General features: G+C 64.3%; 10 protein-coding genes. 7 read left to right on the top strand and 3 right to left on the bottom strand.

Annotation, left to right across the window (positions count from 1 at the left end; all coding sequences use genetic code 11):
* Positions 1–342: 342 nt before the first annotated feature.
* Both acs and RX328_RS01225 read left to right on the top strand, forming a co-directional pair.
* Positions 343–2,295, top strand: a complete 1,953-nt coding sequence (gene acs, locus RX328_RS01230; RefSeq protein ID WP_213250676.1) for an acetate--CoA ligase — start codon at positions 343–345, stop codon at positions 2,293–2,295.
* A gap of 487 nt (positions 2,296–2,782) precedes the next feature.
* Positions 2,783–3,295 (top strand): L,D-transpeptidase, encoded by a 513-nt coding sequence (locus RX328_RS01225; protein ID WP_213250673.1) that lies wholly within the window; start codon positions 2,783–2,785, stop codon positions 3,293–3,295.
* Between the two features lie 52 nt (positions 3,296–3,347).
* Here RX328_RS01225 and RX328_RS01220 read toward each other — a convergent pair whose 3' ends face one another.
* Positions 3,348–3,947 (bottom strand): thermonuclease family protein, encoded by a 600-nt coding sequence (locus RX328_RS01220; RefSeq protein ID WP_213250670.1) that lies wholly within the window; start codon positions 3,945–3,947, stop codon positions 3,348–3,350.
* Positions 3,948–4,007: 60 nt separating this feature from the next.
* Entirely contained in the window at positions 4,008–4,217 is a 210-nt protein-coding gene (locus tag RX328_RS01215) for a DUF1674 domain-containing protein (RefSeq protein WP_213250667.1), read from the bottom strand.
* 160 nt (positions 4,218–4,377) lie between these two features.
* On the opposite strand from RX328_RS01215, the gene RX328_RS01210 reads away from it, so the two are divergent.
* From RX328_RS01210 to purH, 3 genes are all read left to right on the top strand, one after another.
* Positions 4,378–5,721, top strand: a complete 1,344-nt coding sequence (locus RX328_RS01210; protein WP_213250664.1) for an RsmB/NOP family class I SAM-dependent RNA methyltransferase — start codon at positions 4,378–4,380, stop codon at positions 5,719–5,721.
* A gap of 162 nt (positions 5,722–5,883) precedes the next feature.
* Positions 5,884–7,599, top strand: coding sequence for a heparinase II/III family protein (locus RX328_RS01205; RefSeq protein WP_213250661.1), 1,716 nt, complete (start codon positions 5,884–5,886; stop codon positions 7,597–7,599).
* A gap of 106 nt (positions 7,600–7,705) precedes the next feature.
* Entirely contained in the window at positions 7,706–9,298 is a 1,593-nt protein-coding gene (gene purH / locus RX328_RS01200) for a bifunctional phosphoribosylaminoimidazolecarboxamide formyltransferase/IMP cyclohydrolase (RefSeq protein ID WP_213250658.1), read from the top strand.
* A 744-nt stretch (positions 9,299–10,042) separates the two neighbouring features.
* Here purH and RX328_RS01195 read toward each other — a convergent pair.
* A complete protein-coding gene (locus tag RX328_RS01195) occupies positions 10,043–11,428 on the bottom strand; it encodes an MFS transporter (protein WP_213250656.1) in 1,386 nt (461 codons plus the stop codon).
* A gap of 128 nt (positions 11,429–11,556) precedes the next feature.
* Between RX328_RS01195 and ggt the strand changes: the two genes are divergently transcribed.
* Positions 11,557–13,299, top strand: coding sequence for a gamma-glutamyltransferase (ggt, locus tag RX328_RS01190; RefSeq protein ID WP_213250653.1), 1,743 nt, complete (start codon positions 11,557–11,559; stop codon positions 13,297–13,299).
* Between the two features lie 293 nt (positions 13,300–13,592).
* Complete coding sequence (locus RX328_RS01185; protein WP_213250650.1) at positions 13,593–14,489, top strand: SDR family oxidoreductase; 897 nt, start codon at positions 13,593–13,595, stop codon at positions 14,487–14,489.
* The last annotated feature ends 24 nt before the right edge of the window (positions 14,490–14,513 follow it).

The raw sequence follows: 14,513 nt of genomic DNA, 5'->3' as shown, positions 1-14,513 counted from the left end.
TTCGCCGGTAATGCCGTTTGTTGTGGCTTGTTCCGGGAGGCCGTCGGCCCCGGGGTGGCCATTTAGGGGGTAACGGACCACTTTGCGAGTCCCTATTCCGTCATTTACGGTTATAAGATACCGTTCATGGGAGCCATTCCGTCGATAACGTTGATTTCGCCCTGAGCAGACCTGCGAAAATGGTCTGACCTTGATCCGCGACAAGGCCGGGAACCGGCTGGCCGACCAAGGTCGCAGACGTTCCGCCTTGTCCGGGCATCATCCCGCGACGCATAATCGCTGCAACAATCAGGGACGACTTGTGGCCGCCGAGCATCCGGCCGCAATGAGTGGGAGGAAAAGATGTCCGAGAAGATTTACGACGTATCCGCCGATTGGGCTAAACGTGCCTACATCGATGACGCCAAGTACCGCGAAATGTATGCCCGCTCGGTCTCGGACCCCAACGGCTTCTGGGCCGAACAGGCCAAGCGCATCGACTGGATGAAGCCGCCCCACAAGATCGAAAACGTCTCCTTCGCCCCCGGCAACATCTCGATTAAATGGTTTGAGGACGGGGTCCTGAACGCCGCCTGGAACTGCATCGACCGCCATCTCGACAAGCGCGCCAACCAAACCGCGATCATCTGGGAAGGTGACGACCCCTCGCAGTCCAAGCACATCACCTACCGCCAGCTGCATGACGAAGTCTGCAAGATGGCCAACATCCTGCGCACGCGGAACGTCAAGAAGGGCGATCGCGTCACCATCTACCTGCCGATGATCCCGGAAGCGGCCTACGCGATACTGGCCTGCGCGCGGATCGGCGCCATCCATTCCGTGGTGTTCGCCGGCTTTTCGCCCGACAGTCTCGCCCAGCGCATCACCGATTGCCAATCCAAGGTGATCATCACCGCCGACGAAGGATTGCGCGGCGGCAAGAAGGTGCCGCTGAAGGCCAATGTCGACGCCGCGATCGAGAAAGCGGGTGGCGTCGATTGGGTCGTCGTCGTCAAGCACACCGGCGCTGCCGTCGACATGAATCCAACGCGCGATTTCTGGCACCACGAAGTGGCCAAGCTGGTGACGACGGAATGTCCGTGCGAGCACATGCACGCAGAAGACCCGCTGTTCATTCTCTATACGTCGGGCTCCACCGGTCAGCCGAAGGGCGTGCTGCATACCACGGGCGGCTATCTCGTGTTCGCGTCGATGACGCATCAATACGTGTTCGACTACCACGATGGCGACATCTACTGGTGCACCGCCGACGTCGGCTGGGTCACCGGCCACAGCTACATTCTCTATGGGCCACTGGCGAACGGCGCCACCACGCTGATGTTCGAGGGCGTTCCGAACTATCCGGACAATTCGCGGTTCTGGAATGTCATCGACAAGCACAACGTCAACATCTTCTACACCGCGCCGACCGCGATCCGCGCGCTGATGCAGGCCGGCGACGGTCCCGTGCAGAAGACCTCGCGCAAGAGCCTGCGTCTGCTCGGCTCAGTCGGCGAGCCGATCAATCCGGAAGCATGGGAATGGTATCACCGCGTGGTCGGCGACGGCCGCTGCCCGATCGTCGACACCTGGTGGCAGACCGAGACTGGCGGCATTTTGATCACGCCGCTGCCGGGTGCGACCAAGCTGAAGCCAGGCTCTGCAACGCGGCCATTCTTCGGCGTGGTGCCCGAAATTGTCGATGCCGACGGCAAGGTGCTCGAGGGCGAATGCACCGGCAATCTCTGCCTGGCCAAATCCTGGCCGGGGCAGATGCGCACGGTCTATGGCGACCATGCGCGTTTCGAGCAGACCTATTTCTCGACTTACAAAGGCAAGTATTTCACCGGCGACGGCTGCCGCCGGGATGCCGACGGCTATTACTGGATCACCGGCCGCGTCGACGACGTCATCAACGTATCCGGCCATCGCATGGGCACGGCCGAAGTCGAGAGCTCGCTGGTGGCGCACGCCAAGGTGTCGGAAGCGGCCGTGGTCGGCTATCCCCATGACATCAAGGGTCAGGGCATCTACGCCTATGTGACGTTGATGGCCGGCACCGAGCCGACCGAGGAGCTGCGGAAAGAGCTGGTCGCCTGGGTGCGCAAGGACATCGGCCCGATCGCGTCCCCCGACCAGATCCAGTTCGCGCCGGGCCTGCCGAAAACCCGCTCCGGCAAGATCATGCGCCGCATCCTGCGGAAGATCGCTGAGGATGAGCCCTCCAGCCTCGGCGACACCTCGACGCTCGCCGACCCTGCCGTGGTCGACGACCTCGTCAAGAACCGGCAGAACAAGAAATCGGCGCCGGCGTAAGGCTGGCGCACCTCACGTCTCTAGCTTTGGCATCGGAGACGCCCAAGCTCCCACGTCGTCATGGCCGGGCTCGTCCCGCCCATCCACGTTTTGGTGCGGAGAGCAAGACGTGGATGCCCGGGACAAGCCCGGGCATGATGAGTTTGTGGGCCTATCAGGGAAGACTGAAGCAGCAGGACCCGCGACAACCCGCCGTGCTCACGCGCTTGTCAGTGGCGGGCCCGCCTCCGCGGGCATTTCGCCGCCATGTGTTGTTTTCCGGTCATTTACTTTATTTCGAACATTTTCTTTGTTCCGCCCTCGAAACCAGTCTCAAGGGCCGACGGTGAAACCGGTCGGTGAGTTCGCGCGACTAACAATCGTCGGCGAGACCGCGAGACGCCAAGGCTGCGAACGCCACGGCTTCGACCGCCAAGGTTTTCGAACGCCAAGGCTTGAAAGGACACTTGAAGGCCCCCGAGAGGGGCGGGCAAAGTGGAGCTGGGGAATGTCGAAGAGGATTGCGGTGGCGCTGGCTGCCACCATCGGTGCGAGCATTGTGATGTCCTCGGCGGCGCAGGCGCGGCCGGAACTGGTCGATGTCAGCGGCGATTACGCGCCGGGCACCATCGTGGTGAAGACCCATGAGCGACGTCTCTACCTCATTCTCGAGTCCGGACGCGCCATGCGCTACCCGGTCGGGGTCGGCAAGGCCGGCAAGCAGTGGTCGGGCACCACAAAGATCGACGGCAAGTATCTCAACCCGGCATGGTCGCCGCCGAGTGAAGTCAAACGCGACAAGCCTGACATGCCCGACGTGATTCCCGGCGGCTCGCCGCGCAACCCGATGGGCGTCGCGGCGATGACGCTGGCCGGCGGGGAGTATGCCATTCACGGCACCAACGTGCCGGGCTCGGTCGGGGGCTTCGTATCCTACGGTTGTATCCGCATGCTCAACGACGACATCGCTGATCTCTACCAGCGCGTGCCAATCGGAACCACCGTGACCGTCACGCGCTGATCGGCTGAACGATTGAATCGTAAGAGCCGCGCGGTCGCGCGGCTTTTTCATTTCATTTGGATAAGGGTTGGCTTGCGTTCGCACACCAGCCGTTGCGATGACCGCCGCCATAAGGGCGCGCGTGACCTGCCGCCAGCATCGTGCTCGAAATATTTGCGGTGTGCCTCGTCGCTGCGTCGGCGACAACCCGGCCGGAATATTTGTCCGGCCCGATATTCGAAATGGTGACTCCGCCGTCGCCGAGCAATCTGCGCAACGCGCCCGTCGCAGCCTCTGCCATCTGCAGTTCCTGTGGACAGGATGCCTGCAACTCGGGCGCATCGATGCCGCGCAGGCGAATGCGCGTGGTGGGCTCGAGACCCGTTTCCAAATGAACGCGCGCCTCGAAGGTGTCGCCATCGATTGTGCGGATCACATCGACGGAATAGCGCTGGTTGGAATTTCCGGCGCGTTTCCACACCATCTCGGCATCGCGCGCCGCCTGGCTGTCGGCTGAACTCGGCAACAACCGCCGCACCCAGTCCCGCACCGGCAGCGTCGTCGCCGACGCCACGCAAAGCACGAATACCCACGGCAGCGCTGCCGAAAACCAGCGGCGAAAAAGACCCCGGCGCGGGGTCCGGTATGCATTCGTTCTCTCGTATGGGGGCATGTTCCCGACTAAGAGCTGAGTCGGGTCGTCCGGCAAAGGCCCAGTGCCTATTCTTGGCCCTCAAAAATCCGACGCGATTCCTTTGCGCTCCCAATCGCCGTAGCGGGTCGGTTCCGGTCCCTTCGGACCCTGGAATTCCTTCTGCTGCGGCGTGGCGCTGGCCGCGGCGGCCTTGCGGCGCGCTTCGGCCTCGGCGAGCGCGCGCTCGGCCGCGGGCGTCAGCTTCTTGCGTTCCGCAACCGGCGCGGGGGATGAAGAATTGTCTGTCATCGCAACTTCTCCCATAGCACGGGATGGGCGCACAGATGACATCACAATCGAGAAATTGTCTGTGGCGATTCTTACATTTGGCATATTCGCATGCCAAATGAGCGTTTCATTTCCTTGGCATGAGCCGAAACCTTTCCGCCTTCCGAGACATTGCTGCTTCATGCCCCCTTCAAGATTCGCAGTACCTTCAGAAGTGCCCGGCCTCGCGGCGCGGCGGATCGCGGCTGACATTCTCGACGGCGTGCTGCACAAGCATCGCACCCTCGACGATCAACTCGACGGCACGGGCGCTCATCCCGGACTGAAAACGCTCGCCGATCGCGACCGCGCGTTGATGCGGCGGCTGGTGGCGACGATCCTGCGGCGGCTCGGCACGCTCGGCCATGTGCTGTCGCGCCTGCTCGATCGCGGCATTCCGACCGATGCGCCGCGGGCACAGAGCGCGCTTCTGATCGGCGCGGCGCAGATTCTCTGGATGGACGTGCCCGATCATGCCGCCGTCGATCTCTCGGTACGGCTGGTGCAATCGGACCGCCGCGCCGCAAAGTATGCCGGCCTCGTCAACGCCGTGCTGCGCCGTTGCGCCCGTGAGGGACAACCGCTGATCGAGGAAATCAAGTCGCAGACGCTTGATGTTCCGCCATGGCTGCTCGCGCGCTGGATCGGCGCCTATGGCGAGACCACCGCGCGGGAGATGGCGCGCGCCATCGGCCACGAGCCGTCGCTTGACATCACTGTGAAGGCGGACGCAGCGCAATGGGCGAGCCGCCTGCATGGCGAAGCCTTGCCGACTGGAACCGTGCGCACGCTGCTGCAGGGTTCGGTGACCATGCTGCCCGGTTTCTCCGAGGGACAGTGGTGGGTACAGGACGCCGCCGCCGCGCTGCCGGCGCGGTTGTTCGGCGATGTCGCCGGCAAGAGCATCGTCGACCTCTGCGCCGCGCCCGGCGGCAAGACCGCGCAGCTCGCGCACGCCGGCGCGCGCGTCACCGCGGTCGATCGCTCGCCGGGGCGCATGGCACGGCTGCGCGACAACCTGGCTCGGCTTTCGCTCCAGGCCGATGACGTGGTGACCGATGCGGTCGAATGGCAAGGCAATGGCGGTTACGACGGCGTGCTGGTGGATGCACCATGCACCTCCACCGGCACCATCCGCCGTCACCCCGATGTCGCTTGGCTGCGTCAGGAAGCCGACATTGCGGCGCTATCCGCGCTACAGAAACGGTTGCTGCAAAAGGCGGTCGCGCTGCTCAAGCCGGGCGGGACGCTGGTCTATTGCACCTGTTCGTTGGAGCCCGAGGAAGGTGAGCAGGCGGTCGCGTCCCTGCTCGCTACCGAATCGGGCGTGCGTCGCGCCCCGATCGAGGTGGACGAAGTTGCGGGCCTCAGCGAAATCGTGACCGCAAGCGGCGATTTGCGGACCCTGCCCTGTCATTTGCCCCATGCCGACCCCCGACTCGGCGGGCTGGATGGATTTTACGCGGCGCGACTGGTAAAAACCTGATTTTAGACCGGAATCTTCCCGCCTTCGAGTGATTCGTCCCTCTTCAAGATGGTGCCTTACCGGCGTTTCCGGATTAAAAGGATTCGTCAGAATACCCCTCCCTCCTTAAAGCCAAGGCACGGCGTGTCGGTCGCTCAACGCAGACGCATCTCGACGCTTATCATGAGCCGCTCGGCGCGGACCGTGATCGCGCGCGCGACCGGCGCAACGGTGGCGGTATCGCGGCTGTGGCCCGGCCGCGCCGACCGGCTGATCATCGCCCCGCATGACCTGCGCACCGCCGACGCCACCCGCGCCGCGGAAATCTATGCCGGCCGCTTCGTGTTCGCCGGCAAAATCGTTACCTGCCATGGCCGCTCGGTCTTCGATCTCGAGCCGCCGTCGGAAGATTGGGAAGTCGCGCTGCTCGGCTTCGGCTGGCTGCGGCACCTGCGCGCCGCCGACACCGCGCTGACCCGCGCCAATGCCCGCTCGCTGGTCGATGACTGGATCTCAAATCCGGCGCGCAAGCGGCCGCTCGAACGCCGCCCCGACGTGCTGGCCCGCCGCGTGATCTCGCTGTTGTCGCAGGCGCCGCTGGTGCTCAGCGACACCGACGGAAAATTCTATCGCAAATATCTGCGTGGGCTGACCCGCGAAATTCGATATCTTCGCTACACGATGCTCGACATCGCCGACGGTGTGCCGCGGCTGCAGGTCCTGATCGCGTTGTGCTACGCCTCGCTGTGCCTGGCCAATCAGGCGCGACACATCCGCTCCGCCACGCGGCGGCTTTCCGACGAGTTGCAGCGCCAGATCCAGCCCGATGGCGGGCACATTTCGCGCAACCCCGGCGCGCTGGTCGAACTGCTCAGCGATCTCCTGCCCCTGCGCCAAACCTTTGCCGCCCGCAACATCGCGCCGCCGCCCGCGCTGTTGAATGCGATCGACCGCATGATGCCGATGCTGCGCTTTTTCCGTCATGGCGACGGCAGCTTTGCACTGTTCAACGGCATGAGCAGCGCGCCCTCGGACCTGGTGGCGACGCTGCTCGCCTATGACGACACGCACGGCGTGCCGATGGCGAACATGCCGCATACCGGCTTCCAGCGGCTCGACGCCGGCACCACGACTGTGATCATCGATACCGGCCCACCGCCTCCGCCGAATGTCAGCCAGGAAGCGCACGCCGGATGTCTCTCGTTCGAGCTGTCTTCCGGGCCGAGCCGGATCGTGGTCAATTGCGGGATGCCCTCGACCGGCCGGGATAATTGGCGCACGTTTGCGCGCAGCACCGCAGCGCATTCGACCCTGACCTATCACGACACGTCCTCGTGCCAGTTCGTTGAATTGTCGGCGATGAAGCGCCTGCTGCAGGGCGCGCCGGTCGTCAGCGGTCCGGCCAACGTGGAAAGCTACCGCGAGTCGGTGGCCGACGGCGATCTCCTGACCACCTCGCATGACGGCTATCTCGCCCGCTTCGGCGTCGTGCATCGCCGGGTGCTGATGATCTCCCATGACGGCGCAAGACTCGACGGCGAGGACACCGTTTCGCCGGCGCCGGGGACGCGCATCAAGGGCGGCGATACCGATTTTGCCCTGCGGTTTCACCTGCATCCCGCGGTGAAGGCCAGCCGCCTCAGCGATGCGCGCGGCGTCATGCTGGTATTGCCCAGCCGCGACGTCTGGACCTTCGAGGCGCTCGACGACAAGGTCGATCTCGAGGACAGCGTGTTTCTGGCCGGCAATGACGGCCCGCGCCGCACCGCCCAGATCGTGATCCGCCAGGATTCCCGCCACGCCTCCTCGGTCCGCTGGAGCTTTGTCCGATCGAGCACGTCGGCGGGCGCGACCGCCGCCCGGCGTCATGCGCGGCGCGAGCCGGAATTGCCGCTCTGAGCCCCTTCCCGGCCAGATCTCCACACCCGGATTTGGCGCCTTCTGGCGGTTTCATGGCCGGCCAAACCATGCTACCGGGCTGGCCTTAACAGCCAGGAATCCAGCCATGACCGACCATCCGCGCCGTGTGACCCGCGCCCTGTTGTCCGTTTCCGACAAGACCGGCCTGATCGAATTTGCCAAGGCATTGGCCGGACATGGTGTCGAGCTCGTCTCCACCGGCGGCACCGCGAAGGCAATCGCGGCGGCCGGACTGCAGGTCAAGGACGTCTCGGAGCTGACGGGCTTTCCGGAAATGATGGACGGCCGGGTCAAGACGCTGCATCCGAAGGTGCATGGCGGTCTGCTCGCGGTCCGCGACAACAAGGAGCACGCCGACGCCATGAAGGCGCACGGCATCGCGCCGATCGATCTGCTCGTCGTCAACCTCTATCCGTTCGAGGCGACCGTCGACAAAAGCGCCAGTTACGCCGACTGCATCGAGAATATCGACATCGGCGGGCCGGCGATGATCCGGGCGGCAGCCAAAAACCATGACGACGTCGCCGTCGTCGTCGAGGCGCAGGACTATCAGGCCGTGCTCGACGAACTCGCCGCTAACAAGGGCGCAACGACACTCGCGTTACGCCGCCGCCTCGCCGCAAAAGCCTATGCGCGCACTGCCGCCTACGATGCTGCGATCTCGAACTGGTTTGCTACTCAGCTCAAGGACAACGCGCCGGATTTCCGCGCCTTCGGCGGCCGGCTGCTCCAGTCCTTGCGCTATGGCGAGAACCCGCACCAGACCGCGGCGTTCTATGCGACACCCGACAAGCGGCCCGGCGTCTCCACCGCGCGCCAGTTGCAGGGCAAGGAACTGTCCTACAACAACATCAATGATACCGATGCGGCCTACGAATGCGTCGGGGAGTTCGATCCGAAGCGCACGGCGGCCTGCGTGATCGTCAAGCACGCCAATCCCTGCGGCGTTGCGGAGGGACCCGATCTCGTCACCGCCTATCGCCGCGCGCTGGCCTGCGACTCGACGTCGGCCTATGGCGGCATCATCGCAGTCAACCGCACGCTGGATGCGGAGGCCGCGCGCGCTATCATCGGCATCTTCACCGAAGTTATCATCGCGCCCGACGCCACTGAAGAGGCGATCTCAATCATCGGCGGCAGGCGCAGTTTGCGCCTATTGCTCGCGGGCGGTCTGCCCGACCCGCGCACGGTCGGCCTGACCGCCAAGACGGTCGCCGGCGGCTTGCTTGTGCAAAGCCGCGACAATGCCGTGGTCGAAGACATGGACATCAAGGTCGCGACCAAGCGTGCACCGACCGACGCCGAACTGCGCGATCTCAAATTCGCCTTCCGCGTCGCCAAGCACGTCAAGTCGAACACCATCATTTACGCCAAGGATCTCGCCACTGTGGGCATCGGCGCCGGCCAGATGAGCCGGGTCGATTCCGCGCGCATCGCCGCCCGCAAAGCGCAGGATGCTGCGGCCGAAATGAAGCTTGCCGAACCGCTGACCAAAGGCTCCGTTGTCGCATCCGATGCGTTCTTCCCCTTCGCCGACGGCATGCTGGCATGCATCGAAGCCGGCGCAACGGCGGTGATCCAGCCCGGCGGTTCGATGCGCGATGAAGAAGTCATCAAGGCCGCCGACGACCACGGCATCGCCATGGTGTTCACCGGCGTCAGGCATTTCAGGCACTGAGCGACGAACACGCTCCACCAGTCGTTCCGGGCTCGCTCCGGGCTCGCATTCGCGCGACCCGGTGGCTCGCAATGACGATGTGGCGCAGCGACGGCGACAAATCCAGGTGTCGGGCAAATCACTTCTGATTTTCCGAAATCGTGTCAAGCCCAGGAATCAAAAATATTTCGCTTAACGTGCGAGGCAAATCAGTCGCATAACTCCGCCGTCTCACCCATTGAGGGGCGCTCGCGATCGTCACGAACGTGCGGTGAGATGCGATGGACGCGAATGGCGCACAAGACGTAGGCGCCCGACGCGTACGGTGAAGTCGTGTGGTCCTGATGTCGCGGTGCTGGCATTAAGTCCCAGGAGAAGCGAAGCTTCTCGGGGGCGACGGTGGCAAAAGAGCCGTTCGCCGGGGAGAGCACGAAGTAAGCCGTAAAGCCATTGCGCAGGGAAGGCCGGGATGCTCCCGCTGTACCTGTATGCTCGTGTGCGTGTTCTTTTGCGCACGTTGCACACGAGACCGCGGGTGCGGCGCGCACCCGGTCTTCCCTGCGCCCTCTGAATGAGAGGGCGGGAAGTTGAGAGAAAAACTCGGGCACAGTGTGTCGCGAGATCGCGAACTCATATTCAGTCGTCATCACCCGTGAAAGCGGGTGATCCAGTATTCCAGAGACGTTCGTGATTGAACTGATAAGCCGCGGCGTACTGGATCCCCCGCCCGCGCGGGGGACGACGAGCCGATCCAATCGCTCGCCCTCACTCCCTCACCCGCGCCAGCAGCGCGAGGCCCGCAACGAAAAACACCACCAGCAGCGCCATGCCGGCCTTCTGGCTTGCGGTGACGGCCGTGACCGTGCCGATCAGAAGCGGGCCGATGAACGAGGTCACCTTCCCGGTCAGCGCAAACAAACCAAAATATTGCGCGATGCGATCCTTCGGCGCGAGGCGGATCAGAAGCGTGCGCGACGCCGCCTGCAGCGGGCCGCCGGCCGCGCCGATCAGGCATCCGAGTACGAGATAGGCGCGCTCGGCGGCGCCGGAAAACAGTGCGCCGCCCGGAGCTGGTGGGACGACCTGCACGAACAGGATCGAATCCTTGTCGACCAGCAAGATCGCGGCGAGCGCAACCAGCAGGATCGAGAGACTGCCGGCGATGACGCGCTTGGGTCCCAGCCTGTCGTCGAGCTTGCCGCCGAGCCAGGCGCCAAAGGTGCCCGCGATTGCCAGCAGAATTCCGAACGTCCCGATCTGGATGGTGTGCCAACCGAACGTGCCGGCGGCATAGATGCCGCCGAACGCAAACAGCGACACCAGCCCGTCGGTATAGATCATGTTGGCGAGCAGAAACGTCGCCATCGATTTCTGCTTCGGCAATTCGCCGAGCGTTCGCCTGAGCCCGCTCAATCCTTCGCGCAACGCCTGGCGGATCGGGCGCTTGGCCGGATAATCCGGTGTGAACAGGAACATCGGCGTCACGAAAATGATGAACCAGATGCCGGTCAAGGGACCGGCGATGCGATCACCCTGATGCGTGGCCGGATCGAGACCGAACAACGGCGCCAGGCCGAACAGTGTACGCCCGGTCTCGGGACTGGCCGCCAGAAAGCCGAGCACCAGGATGAGGCTGAGGATACCGCCGATATAACCGGTCGCCCACCCGGTGCCGGACAGCCGCCCGATTCTGTCCGGCGGCACCAGCGTCGGCATCATCGCGTTGTTGAAGACGGTGGCGAATTCGACACCGATGCTCGCAATCGCATAGGCCAACAACAGCGGCGGGATGACGCTGGGGTCACCCGGCTTTCCGAACCACATCAGGCAAGAGCCGATCACCAAAAGCGACCCGAAGCCGGCGATCCACGGCTTGCGGCGGCCGCTGGCGTCGGCGATGGCCCCCAGCACCGGCGACAGCAGCGCGATCATCAGACCGGCGGCGGCGGTGGCGAATCCCCACAGCGCCTGCCCGCTCGCAGGATCCGGCGCGACGAAGCCCGCGAAATACGGCGCGAAGACAAACGTGGTGATCAGCGTGAAATAAGGCTGCGCGGCCCAATCGAAGAAGATCCAGCTCACGACCGCGGCGCGGCGCGGATACGCCTGCGGAATCTCGGCGCCAACTGCCTCGGAAGCGATCACCGCCATGTCGGATATTTCCTTCAAAACTCTCGCGAAGCGTTTTGCGTGCCGAATTCAAACCCATATAGCATGCGTCACCAACGCTGGCGCTGTTGCCCACGCGCCACACAGGCTCAAACTGCGGCGGATTTTCGATGACGATCTTTCCAATCAGCCGGCGCAAGGCGATTGCCGCAATCGCGCTGATATTTGCCTTCGGCGCGACCGCCTTTGCGCAGGAACGCCGCTCTTATTCGCCCTCGGACCTCTCCGCCGTTCGCTCCATTCCAGCCGAGCACGGCATGGTGGTCGCCCAGGAAAGGATCGCGGCAGAAGTCGGCGCCGACATTCTCCGGCGGGGCGGCAATGCGGTTGATGCCGCGGTCGCCACCGGCTTTGCGCTTGCCGTCACGTATCCGCGCGCCGGAAACATCGGCGGCGGCGGCTTCATGGTGATCCATTCGGCCGAGCGCAATGAGGACGTCGCCATCGACTATCGCGAGACCGCACCGGCCGCAACCACGCGCGATATGTTTCTGGGACCGGATGGCAAGCCCGATACCGACAAGTCGCGCAATTCCGCGCTCGGTATCGGCGTGCCCGGCACGGTGGCCGGATTGGCGCTGGCGCTGGAGAAGTACGGCTCCGGCCGCTTCACGCTCGCGCAAATCCTCAAGCCCGCCATCGAGCTCGCACGAGACGGTTTCGTGATCGCCGACGACACCGCCGACACGCTGCCGGACATGTATCGCCGGATGGCGCGCTGGCCGAACTCGGCCAAGGCGTTCTCCCGCGACGATGGCACGGCGCTGCGAGAGGGCGACCGCCTGGTTCAGGCCGATCTCGCGGCAACGCTGTCGGCGATTGCCGAGCAGGGACCGCGCGGATTTTATGCGGGGCCGGTCGCCGAACGGCTGGCAAAAGCCGTGCGCGATGCCGGCGGCATCATGACGGCAGATGATCTCAAATCCTACGAGGCCGTGATCCGCAAGCCCGTGCGCGGAAACTATCACGGCTACGATATCGTGTCGATGCCGCTGCCCTCGTCCGGTGGCACGGTGCTACTGGAGGCGCTGAACATTCTCGAAGGGTTTCCGATGGCGGACATGAAGCAAGGCTCCGCACCTTCGCTGCATCTCATGATCGAGGCCATGAAGCGCGCTTACGCCGACCGGGCGCGGTATCTCGGCGATCCCGCCTTCGTCAACGCGCCGGCGAATCTCCTGATCGCGAAGGACCACGCGGCAAAGCAACGCGCCAGCATCGACCTTGCGCGCGCTACGCCCGCTGACGCGTTGTCCGTGAGCCCGCCGCGCGAGGGCAGCAACACCACTCATTATTCCGTCGTCGACTCCGGCGGCAATGCCGTCAGCAACACCTATACGCTGAATTTTTCCTATGGCGTCGGCCTCGTCGCCGATGGCACCGGCGTGCTGCTCAACAACGAACTCGACGACTTCACCGCAGCACCCGGCGCGGCGAACGCATTCGGCCTGGTCGGCTTCGAAGCAAATTTGCCGGGCCCCGGCAAAAGGCCGCTGTCGTCGATGTCGCCAACCATCGTGCTGAAGGACGGCAAGCCGGTGCTGGTGACGGGTTCGCCGGGCGGCAGCCGCATCATTTCAGCCGTGCTGCAGGTCGTGGTCGACGTGCTCGATTACAAGATGGACGTCGCCGCCGCCGTGGCTGCACCCCGGCTGCACCATCAATGGATGCCGGATGTGGTGCGCGTGGAGCGCGGCTTCCCGCAGGAAACGCTGGATGCGCTAAAGGAGAAGGGCCATCAAGTGATCGAGCCGCTCGGCCAGACCTCGGCCAATTCGATCGCCGTCACGCCCAGCGGCCTGCTCGGCGCCCCCGATCCGCGGACGAGAGGCGCGGCGGCGGTGGGGCAGTAAGCGTTGGGATAATGAGGCACACTCGTGAGGGACGTAGATTGTAAGGGACGCACGAGTAGAAGGGTTCCCTCCCCCCTTGCGGGGGAGGGTTAGGGAGAGGGGTACCACTTGCTCCGCTGCTCGACGCATAGCATGGACAAGGCTCTCGGCTTCGCCGATCGCTTCGCGACGTTATTGATACAGGGTCGCGTCGTGTCTGCCGTCCGAGTGTGTGGCTACCCCTCTCCCCAACCCTCCCCCGCAAGGGGGGAGGGAGCCGTTCGTTCGTGCGTCCATAACTGGAGGCTCTCGTCATGACATCCCTCAAAGGCAAGACGTTGTTCATCTCGGGCGCCAGCCGCGGCATTGGGCTGGCGATTGCGCTTCGCGCCGCGCGTGATGGCGCCAATGTCGCGATTGCGGCGAAGACCGCTGAGCCGCATCCGAAACTCAAGGGCACGATCTACACCGCGGCGGAAGAAATTCGCGCCGCCGGCGGCAAGGCGTTGCCGGTGCTGTGCGACATCCGCGACGAGGCGCAGGTGATCGCGGCGATCGAGCAGACCGTCGCCGAATTCGGCGGCATCGATATCTGCGTCAACAACGCCAGCGCCATCAGCCTGACCAACTCGCAAGCAACCGACATGAAGCGGTTCGACCTGATGATGGGGATCAATACCCGCGGCACGTTCATGGTGTCGAAATACTGCATTCCGCACCTGAAGAAGGCGGAAAACCCGCACATCTTGATGCTGTCGCCGCCGCTCGACATGAAGACGAAATGGTTCGAGCATTCGACCGCCTATACGATGGCAAAATTCGGCATGAGCATGTGCGTGCTGGGCCTGTCAGGCGAGTTGAAATCCGCCGGCGTCGCCGTCAACGCGCTATGGCCGCGCACCACCATCGCCACCGCCGCGGTCGGCAACCTGCTCGGCGGCGAAGCGATGATGCGCGCCAGCCGCACGCCCGAGATTATGGGCGATGCCGCGCACGCGATCCTGACCAGGCCGGCGCGGGAATTCACCGGGCAGTTCTGCATCGACGACAAGGTGCTGTACGCCTCCGGCGTCAGGGATTTCGAGCACTACCGCGTCGACCGGTCCGTGGCGCTGATGTCGGATTTCTTCGTTCCCGACGACGACGTGCCGCCGCCCGGCGTCACCGTGCAGGCGCTGCCCTCGGTTGGGGCGGCGCAGACGTCGCGATAGGCGCCTGGAGGAGCAGCCGTGAAG

Origin of the sequence: Bradyrhizobium sp. sBnM-33 (assembly GCF_032917945.1) — a bacterium.
Taxonomy (GTDB): Bacteria; Pseudomonadota; Alphaproteobacteria; order Rhizobiales; family Xanthobacteraceae; genus Bradyrhizobium.
Note: the sequence above shows the minus strand (reverse complement) of the source record. Positions and strands in the feature narration are given on the sequence as shown.

Coding starts and splice junctions, on each gene's coding strand:
- RX328_RS01185 (WP_213250650.1), top strand. CDS start 13,593: ATGACATCCCTCAAAGGCAAGACGTTGTTCATCTCGGGCGCCAGCCGC.
- RX328_RS01220 (WP_213250670.1), bottom strand. CDS start 3,947: ATGCCCCCATACGAGAGAACGAATGCATACCGGACCCCGCGCCGGGGT.
- RX328_RS01210 (WP_213250664.1), top strand. CDS start 4,378: ATGCCCCCTTCAAGATTCGCAGTACCTTCAGAAGTGCCCGGCCTCGCG.
- purH (WP_213250658.1), top strand. CDS start 7,706: ATGACCGACCATCCGCGCCGTGTGACCCGCGCCCTGTTGTCCGTTTCC.
- RX328_RS01215 (WP_213250667.1), bottom strand. CDS start 4,217: ATGACAGACAATTCTTCATCCCCCGCGCCGGTTGCGGAACGCAAGAAG.
- ggt (WP_213250653.1), top strand. CDS start 11,557: ATGACGATCTTTCCAATCAGCCGGCGCAAGGCGATTGCCGCAATCGCG.
- acs (WP_213250676.1), top strand. CDS start 343: ATGTCCGAGAAGATTTACGACGTATCCGCCGATTGGGCTAAACGTGCC.
- RX328_RS01225 (WP_213250673.1), top strand. CDS start 2,783: ATGTCGAAGAGGATTGCGGTGGCGCTGGCTGCCACCATCGGTGCGAGC.
- RX328_RS01195 (WP_213250656.1), bottom strand. CDS start 11,428: ATGGCGGTGATCGCTTCCGAGGCAGTTGGCGCCGAGATTCCGCAGGCG.
- RX328_RS01205 (WP_213250661.1), top strand. CDS start 5,884: ATGAGCCGCTCGGCGCGGACCGTGATCGCGCGCGCGACCGGCGCAACG.